We start from the raw sequence: 20,731 nt of genomic DNA on the forward strand, positions 1-20,731 counted from the left end.
GAACTTTTTCATCGGGCAAAAGGCCGAGTTTGCTCGTTCGAGTGAGTGTCCAATAACTCAGAAAATGCTCAAAGTAAATTCGCCCGCTTCTCAATAGAGTAAGCGGGCGAATTGTTTCTACTGAAGCGATTCGATTAGCCCAGTTTATGCCCCGGATGCGACGGTAGTTTGGCTTTCGGCCTGTTCCCCTGTCAGTTGAGGATCTTTCAACAATTCGTCGATCGATCGTGATTGATCGTAAGCGAGCCTCAAGAATGACTCATTAGACGTATTCTCGAGGAGTCGTCGCACAAGGTAAGACATCCCGGGTAACAACTGGCCGAACGGGGTATAGATCCGAACCCGGTGGCCCAATTCGCTAAACAACTGCTGTTGCTCTTCTGCCATTCCGTACAGCATCTGGATTTCCCAGGCATTCGCCGGAATCTTGAGTTCCTTCGCCCAGGCAATCGAATGGGCCAGGCTTCTCAAGTTGTGCGAGGCAATTGCTGGTCGCAGGTGTTCGTAGTTCTCGAACAGAAAACGTGTTTGCAATTCAAAGTTGTGGTCCGACTCCCACTTGTTGGTGTAGACCGGACACGGCCAGCCGCGATATTCGGCGGTGATCGTTTCGTAGTCCCAGTAGGCCCCTTTGACCAGCCGAATCCCGATCGAGGTGCCGCGCTCTTTAACGAAACTCAACAGAGCCTGCAAATCGTCTCCCGCATCCGGCAAGTAAGCCTGAATCACGATTCCGCAATCCGGCCAGTCGCGGAACTCATCTTCCATGAGTATTTCCTGGAAGATCTGCAGCGTGAGTGGTTTGTATTCGTAATGTTCCATGTCGATGTGAACATACGCGTTGAGTTCTCGAGCACGTCGGAAAATCGGCCGCAGTCGTTCCTTGACTCGTTGGCTTGTTCCCTCAGCATCGACAGGTCGAAAGTGACTGACGAGGCCCGAAAGCTTTAAAGATACCTGGCACTTGGGGATCCATCCCTGATGATCCTGGTCGAGAACAGCATCATCCGGCCATTGATTGACTTCGGGAGCGAGATTCTCAATCAGGTGCAGGTAAGCTTCTTGGTAAGCGTCCGCTTCGCTGTCGCTAATGACAGCTTCACCGAGCAAATCGAGACTGAATGCCAGCCCCTGTTTTCTCAACCGGCTGACGCTCTTGAGTACCTCTTCAGGTTTCTCACCTGCAATGAAACGCTCTGCCATCTTTCGAGCGTTGTTCCGCGCGTTGAGAGCCAACGCTTTGCCGAGAATGGAATCAGGCTGCGCGACGTCGAGTCCCAGCCGGGCAGCGACCGGAAGATGGTCACGAACTTCATCGAAGTACTCTTGCAGGTGTTGAGTCACCGTTGCACTCGAACGAAGCATCGGCAAAACATCGACGAAGCGAAACATCTGAATCTTGACCGACTCATCCTGCATCGCCCATTCCAGGATGTGATCCAGCCACCACCTGCGTTCGAAGACGGTCGGTTTTCTGCGGTCCAACTGGCTCCACAACTCTCGACCGATCCGCTGTGTTGCTTCTTCGACGCGAGTACTACGTTCGTCTGCTCCACTCTGCTTCGTCATCTCTCCGTCAATCTCTTCTTAAGTTCACTCTGGTCAGATGCCACCGTCCGCCTGACGATGTGAGCTGCGCCGACCAACTGTAGAAAGTCGTCATTTCTGTTCAATCAGAAGTGACCTTTCAAAACCCGCTCCGTCACGCACAGACAAACGATCTCATCAACTCACCATGCCATCATCGACTTTACGGTGAACGTTCTTCAGACCAGATTTACTCTGCCAGCCGATACAACTGTTCGCCAGCTTTGCGAACGAGAAGCACTCCTTCGTCTTCGCGGTTCGCATAGTCCTCGATATTGATGTCGTCCGGGTTTCGATATCCGAGATTGATCGCTTCACATTCTTCCGGCGGGACCTGTGATGCGAGCGTGACTTTCACTCGGCAGTTTTCCACACCGTTTTCGAAAGTTCCCGATCCACGCACGTGAGTCGAATGCGCCAATACTCCCCAAGGCAGATGCTTGAACTGATCCCATTGCTTGATGAAGTAGTCTCGGCAATGGTAACCGATTTCCCGGATCGTCTTGTCATGAGTCACTGAGATTTCTCTGAGATGGGGAGCGTAAATGATCAGCTCTCCCCCATCAGCGACAACGGGCTCGAGTTTGTACATGCACTTTCCGGCCGTCCAAAGTTCGTCGTACATCTTGGGCGAACATGAGAGGACGGTTTGAAAGGGTTTGTCGAGACGTTTGATGTGCGTCAGAGAAGAAACATCCGCAGCCCGACTCCAAGCATCTTCGGGCGTCCCATAGAACAGACCATGCAGATTGGTCGTTCCGTCGGAGGCCACTACGAATGTAATCGCTCGCCGCTCAACCGGGATGCGCGTCGCGGCCAGATCGACGACTTCGCGGACCGGAGTTTTCTTGACTCCGATGATCCCCACATTGGTGATCAGAGCGCCCAACCAGTGAAAGAAGTTCAACAATTTAGGACCGGAAATTCCAGGGAAGAAATATTTGTTCCCTCCGGAAAAGCCCACGACTTCATGCGGGAAGACAGGTCCAAGCACCAGCAGAATATCGTAGTCGTGAATGCAACGATTGATCTGTATCGGAACATTCATCGAGAGCAGCCCGTCCGAAATCTTTTCGGTTTCTTCCGGACTCAATTCACCGATCGTGCTGAGTGCATCATCCCGATCCCAATGGTGATTCATCAGCTTGACATCACGATACTTCGTCGAGCGGTCTTCCGCTGTCATTCCCAGCAGCGACATCATCTGGGTTTCCGGCATCGGCTGATGTGTCCCGAGTGCAAAGATGACATCCATCCGACTTGCATGCGGGCTCAGCTTCGAATGGACGCAATCGAACAGAAGAGGCATGGGAGCCGTTCGAGTCGCATCCGGAACGATCAACAGAACTTTCTTGCCTGAGAAATCCTCAATGGGGAGTTCTGACTCAAACCACGAGCGGACTTCGTCTTCTGTGAGCTGCGGAACTGATGTCATTCGATCTTTTCGTTTGAAGAACCAGGACTTGTCTCAATGAGGATTGGACCCCTCACGAACTCGAATCGTACGTTTCGACGGGCGAATTTCGGAAGTATAGCGATCAGCTGTCGACGCCGTCACCAGAAGTGGTCTCAAAACTGCCCTGGAAGCCACCAGCTGTTGAAACTCCATTGCCGTACGTGGTTCCGATTCGCTTCAACTCATCGGAATCGCTGAATAGGAGCGATACGCACGACGAGAGTGTGACCTAGCGAGCGTCTTAGAACAAAACGCCCAACGAACCGAGAACTGCATACGCCAAGAAAACTCCGTATAGCGCACACAATACGAGCGACTTTCGAAACGTCAGCTGTCGATTGTGCCACATGATCGCCAGAGTCAACACCGTAAGGACGACGAGCAGAATTCGAAGCCCCACGAGCCCCGCGATCGGACGACCATCCTGCAGCAACGCGACCGGTTGCCAACCGGTGAGATAGGAATTCACGAGAAGCGGAATAGAAAGGCAGACGCAAATATCGAAGATATTCGATCCAAATGCATTCGAGACCGCTCCGGAATCATCGCCGCGTCGGGCAGCCCCAATCGCCAGAAATGTATCGGGGACTGAAGAGGCAGCTGCGGCAAGTACCACTGCGACAAAGAACGTGGGAACCGCGAGAAGCTTGGCCGTCTCAAGAGTGACTTCCACGAGAAAGTAGCAAGCACCAGCTGCAACGAGAGTCGACAGCGACAGCACGAGAAAAACCGTCGCAGGGTTCAGCGATACCGAGAAGAGACCGAAGAAGATTCCCGCACTCTCAGTTTCTTCCGCCTCGTTGCCATCACGATCAGCGAGCTCATCACGAATTTCCGCCAGCGTCGTCATGACCAGCTCTCGCGAGACTTTCCATCCCGCCTGAGCCATCGCGTCCATGATGTTCCCCACACCTACATCCGTCCCATGCTCTGCGACGTATTGCCTGATCGCAGAGACTTTTTTCCGATAGGTCCCAGCATCGCGGTAAAGCTGAAAGATGTAGACCGCGTACAAGCACAAGAACACAATCCCCATCCACCAGTGCATCGTGTTCTGGAAAAGAAAGAGAATGAGGAGCATTTCACAGCCGACGAACCACATTCCATCTCGCGAGATGACTTCGTCCTCGACATCAATCGTCGGACGACTCTTGCGGGAAAAGGCAATCACGAGTCCGCAGAAGGCTGGGATCAGAATCATGTTGTAGACCGCACTGCCCGCACACGTTGCGATCGTCGAGCCATATCCTTCAGATCCGGCAGTCACGCGGTCTTCAGGAACTCCTCCCTCGACCGCTGCGATTGCCACAACAACGAAAAAGATTCCGCTGAATAACTCCGGCATTGAACTCGCCACAGCATCCAATGTGGCACCCCGCACAGATCCGGGGAGTTGGAATCGATCGCCGATCCACTGCGCGGCATCCGCGAATGGATCACACGCCTGCCAGATAATGACGGAGATCAGCGCGACCTGACTGATCAGCAATCCGATTTCTGCCCAGTATGCCCCCGTCGACGCTTTCACTCCCCACAGTACCAGACACAACATCAGAATGAGTGAGCTGACCAACATTCCGATTCGGTCGGGACCGTCCTCCTCATCACTTGCTTCGGAGTACGTATTCTCATTTGACATGTTGAGGAAACCGTTGAAAGGCAGGCTTGATGCGTCGACAGTTGACGGCAGGGAGGATCAAGTTAACCAAAATTCATTCAATCACAACTGAATGACAAACCCGCAACATTCGTCACCGACCTTGGTCGAATCTCAGCCTCTCTGGACAGATCTCTGTCGAACGGAATTTGACTGCAGCGCTCACTCGCGTTAGGTCGTCCCATTCGGTCGATGTCGAGAATTGGAGACCGTTGCCATGAGTCCGTCGAGACACATTGCATCAGCCTCTCGCAGGATCAGCACAGTCGCTTACGCAACTCTCGCCGGAGTGCCCTACCCTTTGTTTTTGTAGACCATGACTTTCACGATATCCTTGGCACGACTTCCCTCGATTTCGAGTCGCTGCACGAGTTGATCGATGAATTCCTTCTCTTCGCTATCGACCACTCCGTCAGCCAGAACAATGTCGCAAGCGTTAGCAAAGACGGTCTCGCGAAGCTCAGGCGGGACAGCGGGAATCGCTTTTTCGAGCAGCTTCTCCGGCCCCCCTTTCTTGAGCGTCCCCATCAGACGATCCATCATGTTTCCGAAGTGTTGCCCCGACAGCCGGGAGTAAAGATTCATCCGGCCGAGAATTGTCATCAGGCTTTGGACCTCTTCGTCAGCGATGTGACCATCGCAGGCAGATGCTCCCAACAGCACACCGGCAACCCCTTCCTGGGGTCCGAATGGTTTTTCAGTAAATGAACCGGAATCGCCAAGAACGTCGTCGAACAGTGACATGATTGTATCCTGAATCGTGGTGAAAGATGCTTAAATGCCGAGGCCAGGAAAGATTGAGACTGGCAGCGAACGGGATTTCTCGTCGTTAACCCTTGTTCTTGACGATCATGATTTCCGCGATCAACTTCGCGTCGCCGCTGTCGATTTTCAGGCTCCGTCGCAGGTTTTCGATGAACTTCTTTTCATCTTCTTCCACCACTCCATCAGCCAGCACAATATCGCAAGCGTTTGCGAAGGCTGTGTTCCCCAATCCATCCGGCAATCCGGCAGCACATCCTTCAATCAGAAAATCGACACCCTTCTTCTTAATGACTCCGTGCAACTTGTTGAGCATCGAATTGAACTGCTTTTCGTTCATTCGCTCGTAGAGTTTCATCCGGATCAAAGCAGTGACCAGCCCCTGAACTTCATCATCAGCAATGTGTCCATCACACGCGCTCGCACCGAGTAGAATGCCTGCGAACGCCTCTTGGGAGGTCAACTTGCCTCCACCTTCCATGCCGCCAAACAACGAATCAAAGATACCCATCGAACGATGTCTCCTCAGGAACGGACTTTGTTGAATCAGTCACCGCCTGCGAAGAAATCGGAAACGATGTCTGCCGGAATCGAAGTTCTGAAGCGTAAATCGGAAAGGTCGTCAGCGAACTCTCCCGGGCTTGACTGGGTGATGACCAGATCGCATTGTCCAAGGGAGTTCACAAGTAATGAGCGATCAGCTCAGAAAGGTAAATCAGCTTACTCTTATGTTTGTACGGTATCTCTCGAAACGCCGCCGTTCAACCAAAGTCTCCATTCAGATTGAGACAATTCGTGGCGAATTTTGACTTTTCTCGGAACTATTCCGATTGCACGTCGTTTCAACCAAGAATGCTTATCGCCATCCATTCGTGCGGAAAGGACTCGGGATGATTCGACGTGGATTTCTTGCTTGGTCGATGTGTGCTTCTCTGTGTGCATCTTTGACAGTCACGTCAACTGTTCATTCAGACGACTGGATGCGGTTTCGCGGCCCAAACGGATCTGGAGTCAGCGCAGACGATTCCATCCCAACCGAGTGGAGCGACACAGAGAACTTATCCTGGAAAGCTGAACTCCCCGGTCCTGGTTCTTCCAGTCCAATCATTGTGGGCGATCGCGTTTTCATCACCTGCTGGTCAGGCTATGGAATTGATTCGGACAATCCCGGCAGCAAGGAAGACCTCAAGCTCCATCTGGTCTGCCTGAATCGCACCGATGGAGAAATCCTCTGGGCGGCCGACATTGAACCAACCGGGAAAGAAGAAGACTACCGGGGCATGTTCGCACAGCATGGTTATGCGTCCCATACTCCAGCTTCCGACGGGAAAAACATCTACTGCTATTTTGGTAAGTCCGGCGCGGTCGCTTTCGATCTCGACGGAAACCGTTTGTGGGAAACATCAATTGGAACAGAAAGTGATCCGCGTGGCTGGGGATCAGCCTCCAGCCCGGTTCTGGTCGGCGACAAAATGATCATCCCCGCAACGGCAGAAAGCCAGGCACTCGTCGCTCTCAACAAAGAGACCGGAGAAGAAATCTGGCGTCAGGAAGCACAAGGATTCACCGGCACCTGGGGTACACCAGTTGTCTGTCTAAGAGAAGACGGACTGGAAGACCTAGTCATTGGAGTTCCCTACGAGGTCTGGGGTTTCAACCCTGAAACCGGAAAAATGCGATGGTTCGCGGAGTCTGTCGATTCCGACTCGATGTGCTCGAGCGTGATTGAACACGACGGCACAATTTACCTCATTGAAGGTCGCAGCGGCGGATCGGTCGCCATCCGTTCTGGTGGCAAGGGTGATGTCACCGAGACAAACGTTCTCTGGTCGGGACGGGAACGGGGTCGAATTTCGACGCCGATCTTCTTCGACCAACGGATTTACTGGATCAGCGGCGGGATCGTCAGTTGTATCGACGCCAAAACCGGAGACCAACTCTTTCAAGCTCGTCTCCAAAGCGGAGGAGAGAGTGGCAGAGATCAACAATCTTCCGACCGCGACGGCTCACGTGAAAGTGCTCGCGGTGGCCCCGGTGGACAATTCAGCCGTGGAGGCGGAGGGCGTTCACGCGGCGGAATGGGTGGCCAAAGCTATGCTTCTCCAGTCGTCGCTGGGAATCGCATGTACTACGTCGATCGATCCGGAACGACATACGTCGTCGGCCTGGGCGATGAGTATGAACTACTCGCCACAAACCAGTTCTCAGAAGACGAAAGCGACTTCAGCGGAACCCCCGCCATCAGCGACGGACAACTGTTCATCCGCTCGAACAAATTCCTCTATTGCGTCGCTGAAGAGTAAGTTTGCGAGACGACAAGACATGAAAGATGAAGTTGCCCTTGCGCAACTTCATCTTTCACTTTGATCGATCAGTAACCGCAGACCGCTTTAAAGAAGCCCACTCCATCACCTAGAAATCAGGCGTGGCTGCAACTTGCTCTACACAGGAACCGGAGTGCGGGCCAGTCTTCCGAGATCATCAATGAGCGACGCACGACAAAGTGGCACTGGCATTGTTTGATTGAGGTGCAGCTCTGTCTCGATGCACCGATCGATCATTTTCCCGAGGCGATCCGCACTCATCGGGTCCGAACCGGCTCTGAGCCGTTTTCGCATTCCGTCGATGAAGAAGCGATTCGCCCAACGCATGGTCTGACGTTGTCGTGAAGCATCGCCGCCAATTTCGTCGAAGACAGCATCAAGCATTTTGGAAGCTTGCAATGGATTCGTCGGCAAAACAGAGAACGTTTGCTCCACCACTGAGCGAAGCTGCAGCAAAGCGGGGTCAAGGAATTGTCGAGCAGTTGTCAGAGATCCTTCGGCAAACGGAACGATCTTCTGAGCCTCTTCCAGCGTCTCGACGTCTTTCGATTCGACCATCAGTTCGGCGAGGTCCTCGTCCGGCAATGGAGAAAAACGCACGGGCTGACAACGCGATCGAATGGTCGGAAGAATGAGGTCACTCTCGGTCGCGATCATGAAAATCATCGCTCCCGGTGGCGGCTCTTCCAGCGTTTTGAGGAACGCATTCGCCGACTCGGTGTTCATTTTCTCGGCATCGTCGACGATGGCAATTCGTCGGCTGGCAGACATCGGCCGCATGGAAATATCATGACACAAACCTTCGCGGCCGCGATTCTCTTCCTCACCGACGATCAAGCTGATGGGAAGAATGTTCTTTCCTTCCGGACACTCAACCGTCAATAAATCCGGATGGGTGCCTGCGATCACCTGACGGCAGGCAGAGCACTCTCCGCACGCTTCAAACTCCTCATCGGCGTGCGTCGTGCAAAACAGAGCCTGCGTCAACATTTTGGCAAACAGCCGCTTCCCGATGCCTGATGGACCAACCAGCAAATACGCGTGCGAGGTCCGCCCTCGCTGAATTGCGCGGCGGAACATCTCGACCTGCTGTTGATGACCGCGGAGTTGTTGCCACATGGCGAAATTTCAAGATTGAAGTGATTGACAAGTTGAATGGAATTGGGCAAGGTGCCAGCACGTTTCTATCTTAGTGGATCACGCTGAATTCTGAAGACCTCACCGCACGGGTTTGAATTCTGTTTCCGCCCGGACTCAATTGGTGAGAAAAAGAACTCCACTTTCTCAGCTTACTCGAATTTAAAATGGTATTGAGAATCGATGCTGAACACGCCAATGACCATCGACGAAATCCATCAACGATGGATGTGGCAAGCGATCGATCAGGCACATCGTGCTTTTGAACAGGACGAAGTTCCCGTCGGTGCCATCGTTGTGCATCAAGACCGCGTGATCGGTGAAGGATACAATCTGCGAGAGACACTCAAAGATCCGACAGCCCATGCGGAGATGATCGCTATCACTCAGGCCGCCGAAGCACTGGGATCGTGGCGGCTCATCAACTGCACGTTGTACGTCACTCTCGAACCCTGCCCAATGTGTGCCGGTGCGATCGTTCAATCACGTCTCCCGAATGTCGTCTACGGAACAGATGATCCGAAGGGAGGAGCTTGCAACACGCTCTACCAGATTACGGACGATCCACGGCTAAATCACAGATCAAACGTGACAGGTGGAGTCCTCCGCGATCAGTGTCGTGCACTGCTCCAGGAGTTTTTCGCAGAGCAGCGAGCCAAGGGAAAGAAGTAGTCGTTGCGGAATAAAGTGAGAAACCGCGATGAAAACTGTCTAAGCGAAGTTTCCGAGAATCTGCGTCAGCAGTTCCTCAGCCGAGCCTTCTTCGACAATGCAGACGTAGGCAAGATCACCGCCCGGTGACCGCCACTGCAAAATGGATTGGCCAGAAGCGGAATAAGATTGTTCGGGCACTCCATCAAATTCGTCAGCACTGAAAGTGATTAAAACCCCGGACCACTGACGATAGCGGAACTCGCAAACCGCCACTTCGTGTTCGGGGTCATCATCGAGACTCAACCCCACAGTTTCTGAACGCGTCCACTCAGAAAGCTGTGGATCAACAAGCCCCTGAGTTTCGAAGCTCTGATCGAATGGTGACAAACGATCCCAGTCTTCAGGGCTCATCTGCTGAAGCTGAGCAAGCAGCTGTTCTTTGGCAGCATCATAAGTCAGACGCTGCTGTGGATCTGCAGGAGTCCACTGAAACATCATCACAACGAGCACGCTAGCGACAGCTGTCCCCGCAATCACCCATTTCAGCAGTGACCGTCCGCGATGGCCCTGCCGAACCTTAGCTGGAATGTCGGAATCAGTAGCTGTCTCGTCAGATTGCACAGCGTCGACTGACTCTTTCAGATCATAATCTTCGAGTGCCGAAGTTGCGTTCAGGAGTCGATCTTTCAATCCCTCTGGAATTGCGACATCGAGTAGCTGCTGGCGAAGCTGCTGATCGAAGGCTGTCTGAAGTTCTGCATAGCGACGACATTCAGCACAGCCCACCAGATGAGACGACAGAACGTCATCGGTCTCGCGTTCCCCGGCGGGGAGGCAATCGATCCGTTGACGAATTCCGTCGCACTCTCGAATGTTCACCTGTTGTCCTGTCCAAAACGAGAGAATTCTTCTCGATGCGAATTCCGCTCGACGCATGCCTCTTCGATGTTGTGATCTATTGAAGTTTCGATCGATGTTCCCGAGTTCACCGCATTCAAGATTTACTCGTTGAGTGTTACCTCAGAATCACGGGCTTGGGAATCCGAATCGACGCAAAATACTCAATCAAAACGCTCTATCGATCCCGGTGTTCGGCCGGAACTTCCGTTGCAGGATTGTCTCGGGACGAATCACCTTCAGCGAGGTCTGACGTTCCATCTTCTCTGGAGAGACGCTCACGGAGGACGCTTCGCGCCCGCGAAAGACGACTCATGACAGTTCCAATGGGAACCCCCAGAAGCTCGCTGATTTCCTTGTATCCCATCTCCTCGAAGTAGTGGAGAAGGAGTGGGGTTTTGTAATGTTCTGGAATCTCATTCAACGCAGCCTGAAGCGTCTCCTCGTCGAAGAGAAACGTCTCAGAATCCGAGTCGTTGGACGAAACCGCTACTTCCTCAAATGCCGCGACCATTCTCTCGTCCCGTTGCCGAGCTTTGAGAAAAGAGTTGCGGACAATCGTCAACAGCCAGCCACGAATCCGGTCCAGATCTTGAACCTGATGCCGTTTACGACAAGCTGTGAGGAATGCCTGTTGAGTCAGATCTTCTGCATCTGCGTGACTACCGGAGAGCCGATACGCGAATCGATATAGGTCTGCGTAGTGATCTTCAACGAGATCCCCGACAGAGTTCAGATGTGATGAGCGCTCAGACTGCATGTCCTCAATATCTTGATCCAATCGCACGGACATTTATTCCACAGAATGTGCCGAATTTGAGGATTTCATCTATCTTCCACAGTTTCCAATGGATTTGAGGAGGTTTTGGCCTCGCTGGTCGCTGCCTGAGTTCATTCTCGACAGCGGATGCCACGCACCAGACAGTAGAACACTTTTACGGAGAGAATGGCACTCTCTCCACAGTTGGCCCCACTTCGAGGGCTTTTTGAGCTGATTGTCCCTGTTTCATTACCCTCGAAAACGACGAACTCCTTGCCAAATCAGCGAGGGGACAGCACAACTCGAACCAGTCGTCAGGAATTCCAGGTGTGGGGGTGACTCACCCCGCGCCGCCAATCAATTACGTCGATCGGGGAAGTCGATGTCAAAATTTGTTGATGAATGTGTTAGGATTCAAGGCCGACTCTCCGCCAGAGTCAGCCCACCTACGATCTTCGACTGTTGACTAAAGGCTCCCACCTCATGCACATCAATCGTCGACATTGGCTCAAATCGACAGCGTGCGGATTCGGATCGCTCGCAATGCAAAGCCTCCTGACCCAGCAGGCCAGTGCCGACCGACCGAATATTTCCACTTCTGAAGCTGCAGCTTCGCAACACGCTCAATCTCTCAGAGCCAATCCGCTGACCGCTCGCGCCCCCATGTTCGCACCGCGAGCGAAGCGAGTCATCTTCCTGTTCATGCAGGGAGGACCGAGCCAGATCGATACGTTCGATTACAAACCGCAACTCTTCAAACACCACGGAGAGTCTTTCAAGTTTCGCGATGCTCGAAAGCTGGCCAAAGGCAGTGACGACACCGAAGAGAAGTTGATGCGGCCGATGTGGAAGTTCCGTCAATACGGAGAAACTGGCCACTGGGTGTCTGACCTCTTGCCGCACATCGGGAAGCAAGTTGACGACCTGTGTTTCATCCACAGTATGCACACGAACGGAGTCGCTCACGGCCCGAGCACTCTCTTCCTGCATACCGGTGCTCTAAATCTGATTCGACCGTCGATGGGCGCCTGGATCAGCTATGGGCTCGGAACCGAAAACGAAAATCTGCCAGCGTTCGTCACGATCTGCCCAACTTCTGCAAATGGTGGTCCCCGGAATTACTCCAACGCGTTTCTGCCGTCATGTCATCAAGGGACCCCGCTCGGGAGAGCCGAACAGCCCTCTCGAAATGCTGCCATTCGTCACATCGAAAACTCGAGTCTGTCCACAGCTCAACAACGCGAGCAGTTCGAAATGCTCCGCCAATTGAATGCAAAACAAATTGGCTCGCAACCTGATCCAGAACTCCAAGCTGTCATCGCATCCTACGAACTCGCGTGGCGGATGCAGCATCACGCACCACAACTGCTCGACCTTTCTCAAGAACCGAAGTCGATGCACGAAGCCTACGGACTCCTCAACCCGGAGACTGAAGACTTCGGGCGGCAGTGCCTGATGGCTCGAAGGATGTCCGAAGCAGGGGTCCGTTTCGTTCAGGTCAACTATGCTGACAATGGATCGAACCCACGTTGGGATCAGCACAGCAAAATGGAACGTCACGCGACCCACGCCAAAGCGACCGATCAACCGGTCGCCGCACTCATTCAGGACCTGAAGCAGCGTGGCCTGCTGGAGGACACTCTCATCTGGTGGGGAGGCGAATTCGGGCGGAATCCTTTTGCCCAAAATTCGGATGGCCGCGATCACAATCCGAAGGGGTTCACACACTTTCTCGCAGGTGGTGGTGTTCGTACCGGATTCAGCTACGGAGCGACCGACGAATTCGGGCACGAAGCGGTCGAAAACAAAGTTCACATGCACGACCTGCACGCCACCGTTCTGCATTTGCTCGGAGTTGATCACGAACAGCTCACCTATCGACACGCGGGGCGCGACTTCCGATTAACTGATGTCGAAGGCCATGTCGTGAAAGAAATCTTCGCTTAAGACGACTGCTGTCTACACCTTGAACATCTTCACAGCCAACTCCAACAATTCGTTGTTGGTAGCGATCTGTTCGGGAATCCTCTCACCTCGCAACACCGGGAGTCTATTTTGAAATCCAACGCTTGCTCCGGCCTCTTCGTTCTCTTCGTGAGTCTGGCAGTGACCCAATCTGCCAGAGGCGTAGAACCTTTCATCGGTAAGCAGAACCTTTTCGAAGTCGGCGACAACCCGGACTTCGATCTCTATCACATCCCGGGAATTGTCGTTACTGCGAAAGGCACCGTTTTGGCCTGGTGCGAAGCACGGCACGGTGGCGGCGACTGGTCCGACATTCGCGTCTTGCTGCGCCGGTCAGAGGACGATGGAAAGTCATGGAGCCCGCCTGAGAGCATCGTCGAAGTTGCAGATCCGAAACCCAAAAACCCTTTCGCTCTGCGACTCAAAAACGTCAACACCTCCCACGTGACATACAACAATCCCGTGTTGATTGCCGATCGAGACGGCACTGTGCACATGGTGTTCTGCCTTGAGTACATGCGTGCGTTCTATCAGAAAAGCGAGGACGATGGACGCAGTTGGAGCGAGCCGGTGGAAATTACGGAGGCTTTCAATCAGTTCAAAAAGGATTACCCCTGGAAAGTTCTGGCGACTGGGCCAAATCACAGCATCCAACTACAGAACGGGCGACTTCTCATCCCTGTCTGGCTCTCGACCGGTGAAGGTGGAAACGCCCATCGCCCCTCCGTGACTTCGACGATTTACAGCGACGATGGAGGAAAGACGTGGCAAGCAGGAGAGATCGCTGTTCCGAATACTGAAGAGTGGATCAACCCGAACGAAACAGTCGCTGTCGAGCTGAGCGACGGTCGAGTCATGCTGAACGTCCGCAACGAATCGAAGAAACATCGTCGACTGGTCACCATCAGCGAAGACGGAATCTCTGGATGGTCAACGCCGACCTTCGATGAGTCATTGCTCGAGCCAATTTGCATGGGAGGGTTGGTCCGTTACGACCATGGCGATGAAAACCTGCTGTTGTTTTCGAATCCCCATAACCTCGACGGGGCCCGAAAAGGGAAGGCCGAACCCGGTAAGAGTCGCCAACGTAAAAACCTCAGCGTGAAAATCAGCAGCGATGAAGGAAATTCATGGGCGACCAGCAAGGTTCTCGAACCGGGCCCGAGCATGTATTCCGACATCGCAGTCACGCATGACGGAACGATTCTTTGCTTCTACGGAACCGGCAAGAAACCGGGCTTTGCTGGAGATGCGTTGACCCTAGCACGATTCAACCTGGAGTGGCTTCAATCCCCGGACAAAGCGGCTTCTTCTTCCGAAGATGAATCTTCCGGTTCATTAAATCCGTAGCAGTTGCTGATTGTTCCCGTGCCTTTTCGCAGGTCTGGGATTCGAATTTGCCCTGTTGTTTGATCTGTTACGGATCAACTTCAATCACACGTCCGGCAGCAAGCAGGACGATCCTGGCGGCGATGCACTCCTGCGGAATCCCATACAACTTCTCGACAGCCCGGCGATAACTTCGCAGCTGAGGACGGTAGACCTGCATCCGGTCCTCAAATTCGATCACGTCGTTGCCGATTCCATCTGTTTTGAAGTCGATGATATCCGCTGCCACAACTTGCCCATCGACGCGGAAGGTGACGAGTCGATCGAGACTTCCGACCAGCAGGCCGTTTCTGTCCGGAACGGAAAATCTACGTTCATTGCGGACCTCAATCACGACATCTTTACTTTGAATCGTTTCCTGCAGTTTCTCAGGAAACAATGAATAGACGCTCGCTCGGTACTCCGCGTCTGAGAGAAGTTTTCTGACTTCCGATCGCTGGAGCATCCTTAGAAAGTCCGCATACACGCCGTCTAATTCCTGAGAGGAGAAGCTGTATGCGATCGAACTCCTTCTCATGACATCTTCGGGCGGCTGATTCTCGATCCAGACGACTTGTTCCATCCAGGCGTGGATCAATGTTCCCCGTTCGCGACCGCGCGATTTCGTGGTGGGAAGAACCGTCTTCATCGGCACTCTCGGCGACTTCTTCGATTGAGAAGGTGACACGCGAGCCAGATTACGAACAGTCGACTTTTTGACGAACTCAACTTTCGTCAGAGTTTGAAGTGCAGGTTTGTCTTTGGGCTTCTCGACCTTCCTGGCAAGACCTGCGAACCAATTGGGATCACCGGATTCGTACAGAATGGTTTCAGGAGTTCGCCGTTTGTCAGGAGCGAGGGCAGCCCGTAGAATTCCCGCAAATGTCTTTGGCAGAGAGCTTTCCTTGCTCGTTGGCTTACAGGGTTGAACCACGACCTGCAGATTATGGATGGCTCGCGTTAATGCCACATAGAGAAGACAAAGTTGCCCGGTGATATCGCGTTCGATCGTCTGTTCGAAAGCACGACGAACGCCGGTCGGGAACAACGGTTGATCTTCCAGACGTCGAGCGGTCACGACGACTTCAGCAGGCTCGGTGGGATGCGAACGAAGCGAATAAAATTTCGGTGCCGGCGTCGACCAGGAACCATCCGCCTCCGCAAAAATCACCGTGTCGAATTGCAATCCTTTCGATTGATGAATACTCATCACCCGAACTCGGGAATCTGTCGGTTCTTTGACTTTCTGATTCTCAATGAATTCGACGAACTCACTCGGTCGAAGCGTATGTGGTAACGTGTCGAACTGGTCCGCCAAACTGGTCATTTGAATGAGTCGACGAAGTTCTCGACGGCTACAGTGCACCGCAAGTTGTGGAACGAGAGATGAAATGAAATCTCCATATCCCCGCTGAACCAGTTTTTCACGCAGTCGTTCCGCGAATCGATGAACATCTTCCTCACTGTCATCAGGCGACAGATTGACAATTCGCCCCAACGGCGAATTGGCCACGTGAAACAGTGCAATTGTATGCCCGGGATGATCCGCCAGTTGAAACAGCGACAACAGCAATTGAACCGCTGCCGAATCTGTGAGCGGGTTTCCGCCTTCTTCACTCGCATCAACTCCGAGTCGATTAAGTTCAAAAATGATCTGGCCAATGGCGTCGTTCTTTCGCGTGAGAATCCCAATCGTTCCCTGTGGATGCTTTTCGAGCGTCTCTTTCGCCAACTGAGCGACGTACTCGAACAGTTGTCCTCGCAGATCTTCGCCGTCTTCGTTTTTGTCGGGAGACGTTCGCAAACAAAAATGTCCCGGGAGCTCCGTGCGTGCTGTCGCATGTTCGGGGAACGCACCTGACCAATTTTGAATGGTCTTCATCTCACGATCAAAATTGTCGTGAGCAATCATCCCACGGAAAATTTGATTCACAGCGTCAATGACAACCGGCGATGACCGGAAACTTTTATTGAGTGGTTTCTGTGTGAGACCGCTGAGTTGCGAAGCGAGCGTGTCGAAAATGGCAGCCTCACCCCCACGCCATCCGTAAATCGCCTGCTTTGCATCGCCGACGCAAAAGAACGACTTTCCGTCAGCCCCGACTGCATCACGTGCGAAGGGATACAGGACATTCCACTGATCCGGGGAAGTGTCTTGAAACTCGTCGAGGAGAAGGTGATCGATGCGCCCGTCGAGGCGATGGGTGAGATCTGATGTCGCCTTTTCTCCGAGCGACTGAGCCAAACAGCGCGTCACATCGTTGAATTCTAACCCTCCTCGCTGTCGTTTCAGGCGGCGGTATTCGACGTCAAACTTTTCGATCAACTCGTAGGTCGCTTCTGTCTTGCGTCCCCAGATGAAGAGTTCGTGCCGGCGGATCAATGCGAAGATTTCGAGATAAACCTGCTTCAAATCGTCCGGCAAGGGTTTGCGATAATAGGTCTCATCGTTGACGGCCTTCATGAGCAGACCGCTCGACAACATTCCCGCCCAGTCCTGATTCTCCACGCGTTTCAGGTCGCCCTGACGTGCAGTCTCAAGACGTTTTTCACTCAGCGGAAGAGTGAGCAGACGTTCGGTAGCGGCATCCCACTCTGCTTGTGATGGCGGTTTCAGATCACCAAACGGTCGCCAAGCTTCACCGGTGGAATCACAATAAATACCGTAAAAGTCGCCGATCGCATCCAGGATCACAGAGTGGACACTTCTTCCGGGATTTCCAGAAGCAATCTGCGTCACCAGTGTTCGCAGTTCTTGAACTTCACCTGCATGCAGCACCGAATTGATCGCTTCTTCCCGAAGCTGCGAAGCCTCGAGGTCGTCGATCATTCGCCAATTCGGAGGCAGCTGCAGCTCCAGTGAGAAACACGTTGCGAGCCTTGAGAAGAATCCGTCGAGCGTGCCAACGCGGAGGCGATGAAGATGGCTCGTGAGGTTCGTCAAAAGCCTGGCACACTCTTCTCGTTGAAGTTTCGGATCGCCAGCAAATTCCTGGAGGGAATGAAAATCATCTTCTGAAATGACTGCTTTCGCGAGACGTAAGAGAATGCGATCGAGAATCTCCCCGGCGGCTTTTCGAGTGAATGTTGATGCGAGAATTCGGTCGGGCGGAGACGTTCGAAGCAGTGATACGAAACGGTTCGCCAGTTGAAAGGTCTTCCCGGTTCCGGCCGAAGCTCGAATCATCAGCCGCTGCTCTTCCGCAGGGATGGTGAGCCCCGATCCATCCAGGCCATTGAATCCCCCAGCTGTCGGTGTTGAGTCAGAAAAGAGTGAGCCCTGTTTTGTCCGGTTCATACGATCGCCTCGCGCTCGAAGATGTAATCCTGACAGATCGCTGAGAACTGCTCATACCAATCCGGAGTCTTTTCCAGTTCCACCCAAAATTCTCCGTCGAGGATTTTCGAAGCTGTCTCACGGGTGACGCGATCAGCATCTTTGAGTTCTTCCTCAGTCCATTCGGCGAGTTGAGCCCCGATGAGCGACTCCGTCTTGGGAAGCGTGACGTAACCCAACTTGACAGTCCCTGTCACTCCCAACGGTTTGGCGAGATGCCGATAAAGTGGAAGCTGCAGATCGACCCACTCTTCTTTCCAGCGATGAGTCTTTTCCGGTGCCATGCCGGAATCGCCAGTCTTGTAGTCAAGAATTGCCCATTCACCGGTTTTCTCATTGAAATCAATGCGGTCGATGCGGCCTCTCAGTTTGATTTTTCTTCCATCGTCCAACGGAAATGAGACGTGTTTCTGATTCCCGTATTCGGTGTGACGTATTTTCCAACCCATGCGAATCCATTCGGCCTGCCATCTCGCAAAACCATCGAGGCGGTGCCGAATCTGTTCGACCTGAACGGCGATAGGGAACAGCGGATCGCTTCCGTATTCTGCTTTGACTTTCTCATTCAGACACTCGTTGAGGAACTCGGAAATCCTCGCTGGATCTGTCTGAAGGGCTGCATCGCTTCGACCGAAGTCTTCGAGAACAGCATGAATCAGGCTTCCGAACCCCGCCGGATCAAGTTCGACCGGGTCGTCGGTGACCTCTTCGAGCCGGAGAATCTGATTGAGGTAATAGCGATACGGTGATGCGAGGTAATGCCGGAATTCTGTCACCGAGAAAGACGTCTTTTCGGCAGCTCCGGCTACTGGACGGGGAATATGAAAGTCCGACTCGTTTCTGTCAGTCGTCAATCCGATCGGAGCCCGATTCAGCGTTTGATCCTGCTCATCGAAATATCGCACAACACGGCGAGCGATTTCGTGAGGTTCCGTCGCGAACAGAAGTCGACTGGGAGCCAGAGGTTCTTGCCGAATGTCGTGCTTTGAGGAGATCAGCTTGACCTGCTTTCGCGATGAGAGAATCGAACTCAACGAATACGCATCACGCGCGTATCGACGGTCGTTGTCTTCGAGCCCCAGATGCACTCGCAACCGATTTGGCAAGAACAGATCGTGATTAACGGACGAGGGAATGTAGCCTTCATTCACTGAAGTGATGATCACCGCAGGAGCGTCATCGAGTGCAAGATCGAGCCAACCATACAACTGAATTGAGGGCTCGTCTGAACTGCTCGCAAGGAATTCCTGTTGAACTTGAGTAAGCGTGAGCCGAATCGCGTCCGCAGCACTCAGAACGGGAACGAGCGATTCCGGAAGTTTTTCGTGTTCGGTCCAGGCGTTGAAAATAGTTTCGATTGCCTGACGGAGAAGTTGGTCTTCGCTGTCTTCGATGTGAATTTCACGCTCTGCGTAGACAGCTTCGAACAACTTTCCGATCGGCTCGATCCAATCCGTCAAAGGCTTTGGAGCTCGGTTGAGCGGTTTGATGAGATCGGAAATGCTCCGAACAAGCTTTGAAGCGAAATCGACGGCCCGTTTTTTCCCCGGAAGAATGCGGGTTGTGCGTTGGAGGTGTTGGGAGACGTAGATGTCCCACCTCGTCAGCCAGTCGAATGGCAAATCATGTTGTGACAACCAGTGAGCAATATCCGGATGGCGGATCAGCCGGGAGAAATCGTCGACGGATTCCCCTTGAAGGTAATCTGCGATCGCTTCGAGCAGTTGATAAGGAGCGGAATCGGGAAGAGTTCTCTCAATTCCCCAATGAACCGGGATTTCGACGGCAGCGAGGGTTCGTCTCAAATGGGCAACGATGCGATCGTCCGGTACTCCTAGCGTGATTTCGTTCATCGCGAACTCGGAAGAAAGCTCCGACAGCGACCATGCCACAGCATCGGATTGCTCTTTCATCCCGTCGACAATCTGCACCTGTGAATCGTCGATTGGAATGGAAACTGATTTCCACGCTCCCGGTTTCACGCAACCGAATGTATCGAATCGCTCATTAACCCACTCCGGCGATGCATGGACCATCACCGTGAGTCGATCCGCGACTGCCGCCAGCATGCCTCGCTGCGTCTGGTTCAGATCAACCATCCCGACGAGTACGATCTCGTCATCAGTCGCGAACTCTTTGAATTCGATGGCAGAAATCCGGGCGGTCTGCTGATCCCAGAGGTTCAAGCCATCCAGAATCTCCAGATACAATTTCTGAACCTGAGACAACACCTCCCAACGTCGAGTCTCGTCAAACCCTTCGAGACTTTCGCCTCGTTTCGCCACGTCATCAAAATCGAGCCGGTCAGCGGTGAGTTCTCGATGCTGCCGCCTGAGTACGTCTCCCAGTCGAAGCCAACCGTCGACGTCTTCTTCTTCCGGCGGGCTGGGGACGACCTCACGGAGATCGGAGGGATCGAGTTTTTTCAACGCCTGAGCCCAGGCAGCCTGCTGCGTGAGAAGAGTTGCGAAGGGCTTTTTCGGTGTATAGAGCCGTTCCGGAAGCTGTCCGACGGTCAGAATTTCGGGAGGAATAAAGCGTCCATCGGTCAAGTCGGTGAGGATCTCAAGAAACCGTCGGCCCGCCTGTTTTCCGGGAAACACACACATCACACCGGACAAATCTCGATCCGGTCCCGCGGCAAAACGATCGATGACCTCACGTGCCGCAGAGTGAAGAGCTGGCCGGGACCAGTCTAATACCGCTCTACGAACCCTCTTTTCAGCATCCATTTTCGCCCTACAACTTGTCACATGTTCACTACCGAAGAATAGGTGTTCCCTCGCTTCGACACAAGCAGCACACACCCTGCTCTGTTGCAAGATCT

At 53.2% G+C, this 20,731-nt stretch carries 14 protein-coding genes; 4 read left to right on the forward strand and 10 right to left on the reverse strand.

The genetic code is table 11. From position 1 onward, the window contains the following. Nucleotides 1-144: 144 nt before the first annotated feature. The 5 genes from AB1L42_RS14610 to AB1L42_RS14630 form a co-directional block, all read right to left on the reverse strand. Entirely contained in the window at nucleotides 145-1,569 is a 1,425-nt protein-coding gene (locus AB1L42_RS14610; protein ID WP_367057001.1) for a proline dehydrogenase family protein, read from the reverse strand. 208 nt (nucleotides 1,570-1,777) lie between these two features. Continuing rightward, nucleotides 1,778-3,022 carry a lactate racemase domain-containing protein gene (locus AB1L42_RS14615; protein ID WP_367057004.1) on the reverse strand — a complete coding sequence of 415 codons (1,245 nt, stop codon included), beginning with the start codon at nucleotides 3,020-3,022 and terminating at the stop codon, nucleotides 1,778-1,780. A gap of 262 nt (nucleotides 3,023-3,284) precedes the next feature. Then, a complete protein-coding gene (locus AB1L42_RS14620; protein WP_367057007.1) occupies nucleotides 3,285-4,682 on the reverse strand; it encodes a hypothetical protein in 1,398 nt (465 codons plus the stop codon). Nucleotides 4,683-4,994: 312 nt separating this feature from the next. Continuing rightward, nucleotides 4,995-5,444, reverse strand: coding sequence for a tellurite resistance TerB family protein (locus AB1L42_RS14625; protein ID WP_367057010.1), 450 nt, complete (start codon nucleotides 5,442-5,444; stop codon nucleotides 4,995-4,997). 85 nt (nucleotides 5,445-5,529) lie between these two features. Next, complete coding sequence (locus AB1L42_RS14630) at nucleotides 5,530-5,973, reverse strand: tellurite resistance TerB family protein (protein WP_367057013.1); 444 nt, start codon at nucleotides 5,971-5,973, stop codon at nucleotides 5,530-5,532. A gap of 379 nt (nucleotides 5,974-6,352) precedes the next feature. Here AB1L42_RS14630 and AB1L42_RS14635 point away from each other — a divergent pair, with 379 nt between their 5' ends. Next, nucleotides 6,353-7,765, forward strand: coding sequence for a PQQ-binding-like beta-propeller repeat protein (locus AB1L42_RS14635; RefSeq protein ID WP_367057016.1), 1,413 nt, complete (start codon nucleotides 6,353-6,355; stop codon nucleotides 7,763-7,765). Between the two features lie 138 nt (nucleotides 7,766-7,903). Here AB1L42_RS14635 and holB read toward each other — a convergent pair whose 3' ends face one another. Beyond that, a complete protein-coding gene (gene holB / locus AB1L42_RS14640; protein ID WP_367057019.1) occupies nucleotides 7,904-8,905 on the reverse strand; it encodes a DNA polymerase III subunit delta' in 1,002 nt (333 codons plus the stop codon). A gap of 201 nt (nucleotides 8,906-9,106) precedes the next feature. On the opposite strand from holB, the gene tadA reads away from it, so the two are divergent. Continuing rightward, the gene (tadA, locus tag AB1L42_RS14645) at nucleotides 9,107-9,595 is read left to right on the forward strand and encodes a tRNA adenosine(34) deaminase TadA (RefSeq protein WP_367057022.1); all 489 of its coding nucleotides are present in this window, start codon (nucleotides 9,107-9,109) and stop codon (nucleotides 9,593-9,595) included. A gap of 39 nt (nucleotides 9,596-9,634) precedes the next feature. Here the strand turns inward: tadA and AB1L42_RS14650 are convergent, their stop codons facing one another. Together AB1L42_RS14650 and AB1L42_RS14655 are read right to left on the reverse strand one after the other, a co-directional pair. Then, nucleotides 9,635-10,456, reverse strand: coding sequence for a hypothetical protein (locus AB1L42_RS14650; protein WP_367057025.1), 822 nt, complete (start codon nucleotides 10,454-10,456; stop codon nucleotides 9,635-9,637). 196 nt (nucleotides 10,457-10,652) lie between these two features. Further along, nucleotides 10,653-11,261, reverse strand: coding sequence for an RNA polymerase sigma factor (locus AB1L42_RS14655; RefSeq protein ID WP_367057028.1), 609 nt, complete (start codon nucleotides 11,259-11,261; stop codon nucleotides 10,653-10,655). A gap of 456 nt (nucleotides 11,262-11,717) precedes the next feature. Here AB1L42_RS14655 and AB1L42_RS14660 point away from each other — a divergent pair, with 456 nt between their 5' ends. Both AB1L42_RS14660 and AB1L42_RS14665 read left to right on the forward strand, forming a co-directional pair. Beyond that, a complete protein-coding gene (locus AB1L42_RS14660; RefSeq protein WP_367057031.1) occupies nucleotides 11,718-13,181 on the forward strand; it encodes a DUF1501 domain-containing protein in 1,464 nt (487 codons plus the stop codon). A 159-nt stretch (nucleotides 13,182-13,340) separates the two neighbouring features. Beyond that, the gene (locus AB1L42_RS14665; protein WP_367057034.1) at nucleotides 13,341-14,549 is read left to right on the forward strand and encodes a sialidase family protein; all 1,209 of its coding nucleotides are present in this window, start codon (nucleotides 13,341-13,343) and stop codon (nucleotides 14,547-14,549) included. Nucleotides 14,550-14,616: 67 nt separating this feature from the next. On the opposite strand, the gene AB1L42_RS14670 is transcribed toward AB1L42_RS14665, so the two are convergent. Both AB1L42_RS14670 and AB1L42_RS14675 read right to left on the reverse strand, forming a co-directional pair. Further along, nucleotides 14,617-17,865, reverse strand: a complete 3,249-nt coding sequence (locus AB1L42_RS14670; protein WP_367057037.1) for a UvrD-helicase domain-containing protein — start codon at nucleotides 17,863-17,865, stop codon at nucleotides 14,617-14,619. Further along, nucleotides 17,862-20,636, reverse strand: a complete 2,775-nt coding sequence (locus AB1L42_RS14675; protein WP_367057040.1) for a PD-(D/E)XK nuclease family protein — start codon at nucleotides 20,634-20,636, stop codon at nucleotides 17,862-17,864. Before AB1L42_RS14675 ends, AB1L42_RS14670 begins: the two co-directional genes overlap by 4 nt. Between the last annotated feature and the right edge of the window lie 95 nt (nucleotides 20,637-20,731).

This window comes from Thalassoglobus sp. JC818, from assembly GCF_040717535.1.
Taxonomy (GTDB): domain Bacteria; phylum Planctomycetota; class Planctomycetia; order Planctomycetales; family Planctomycetaceae; genus Thalassoglobus.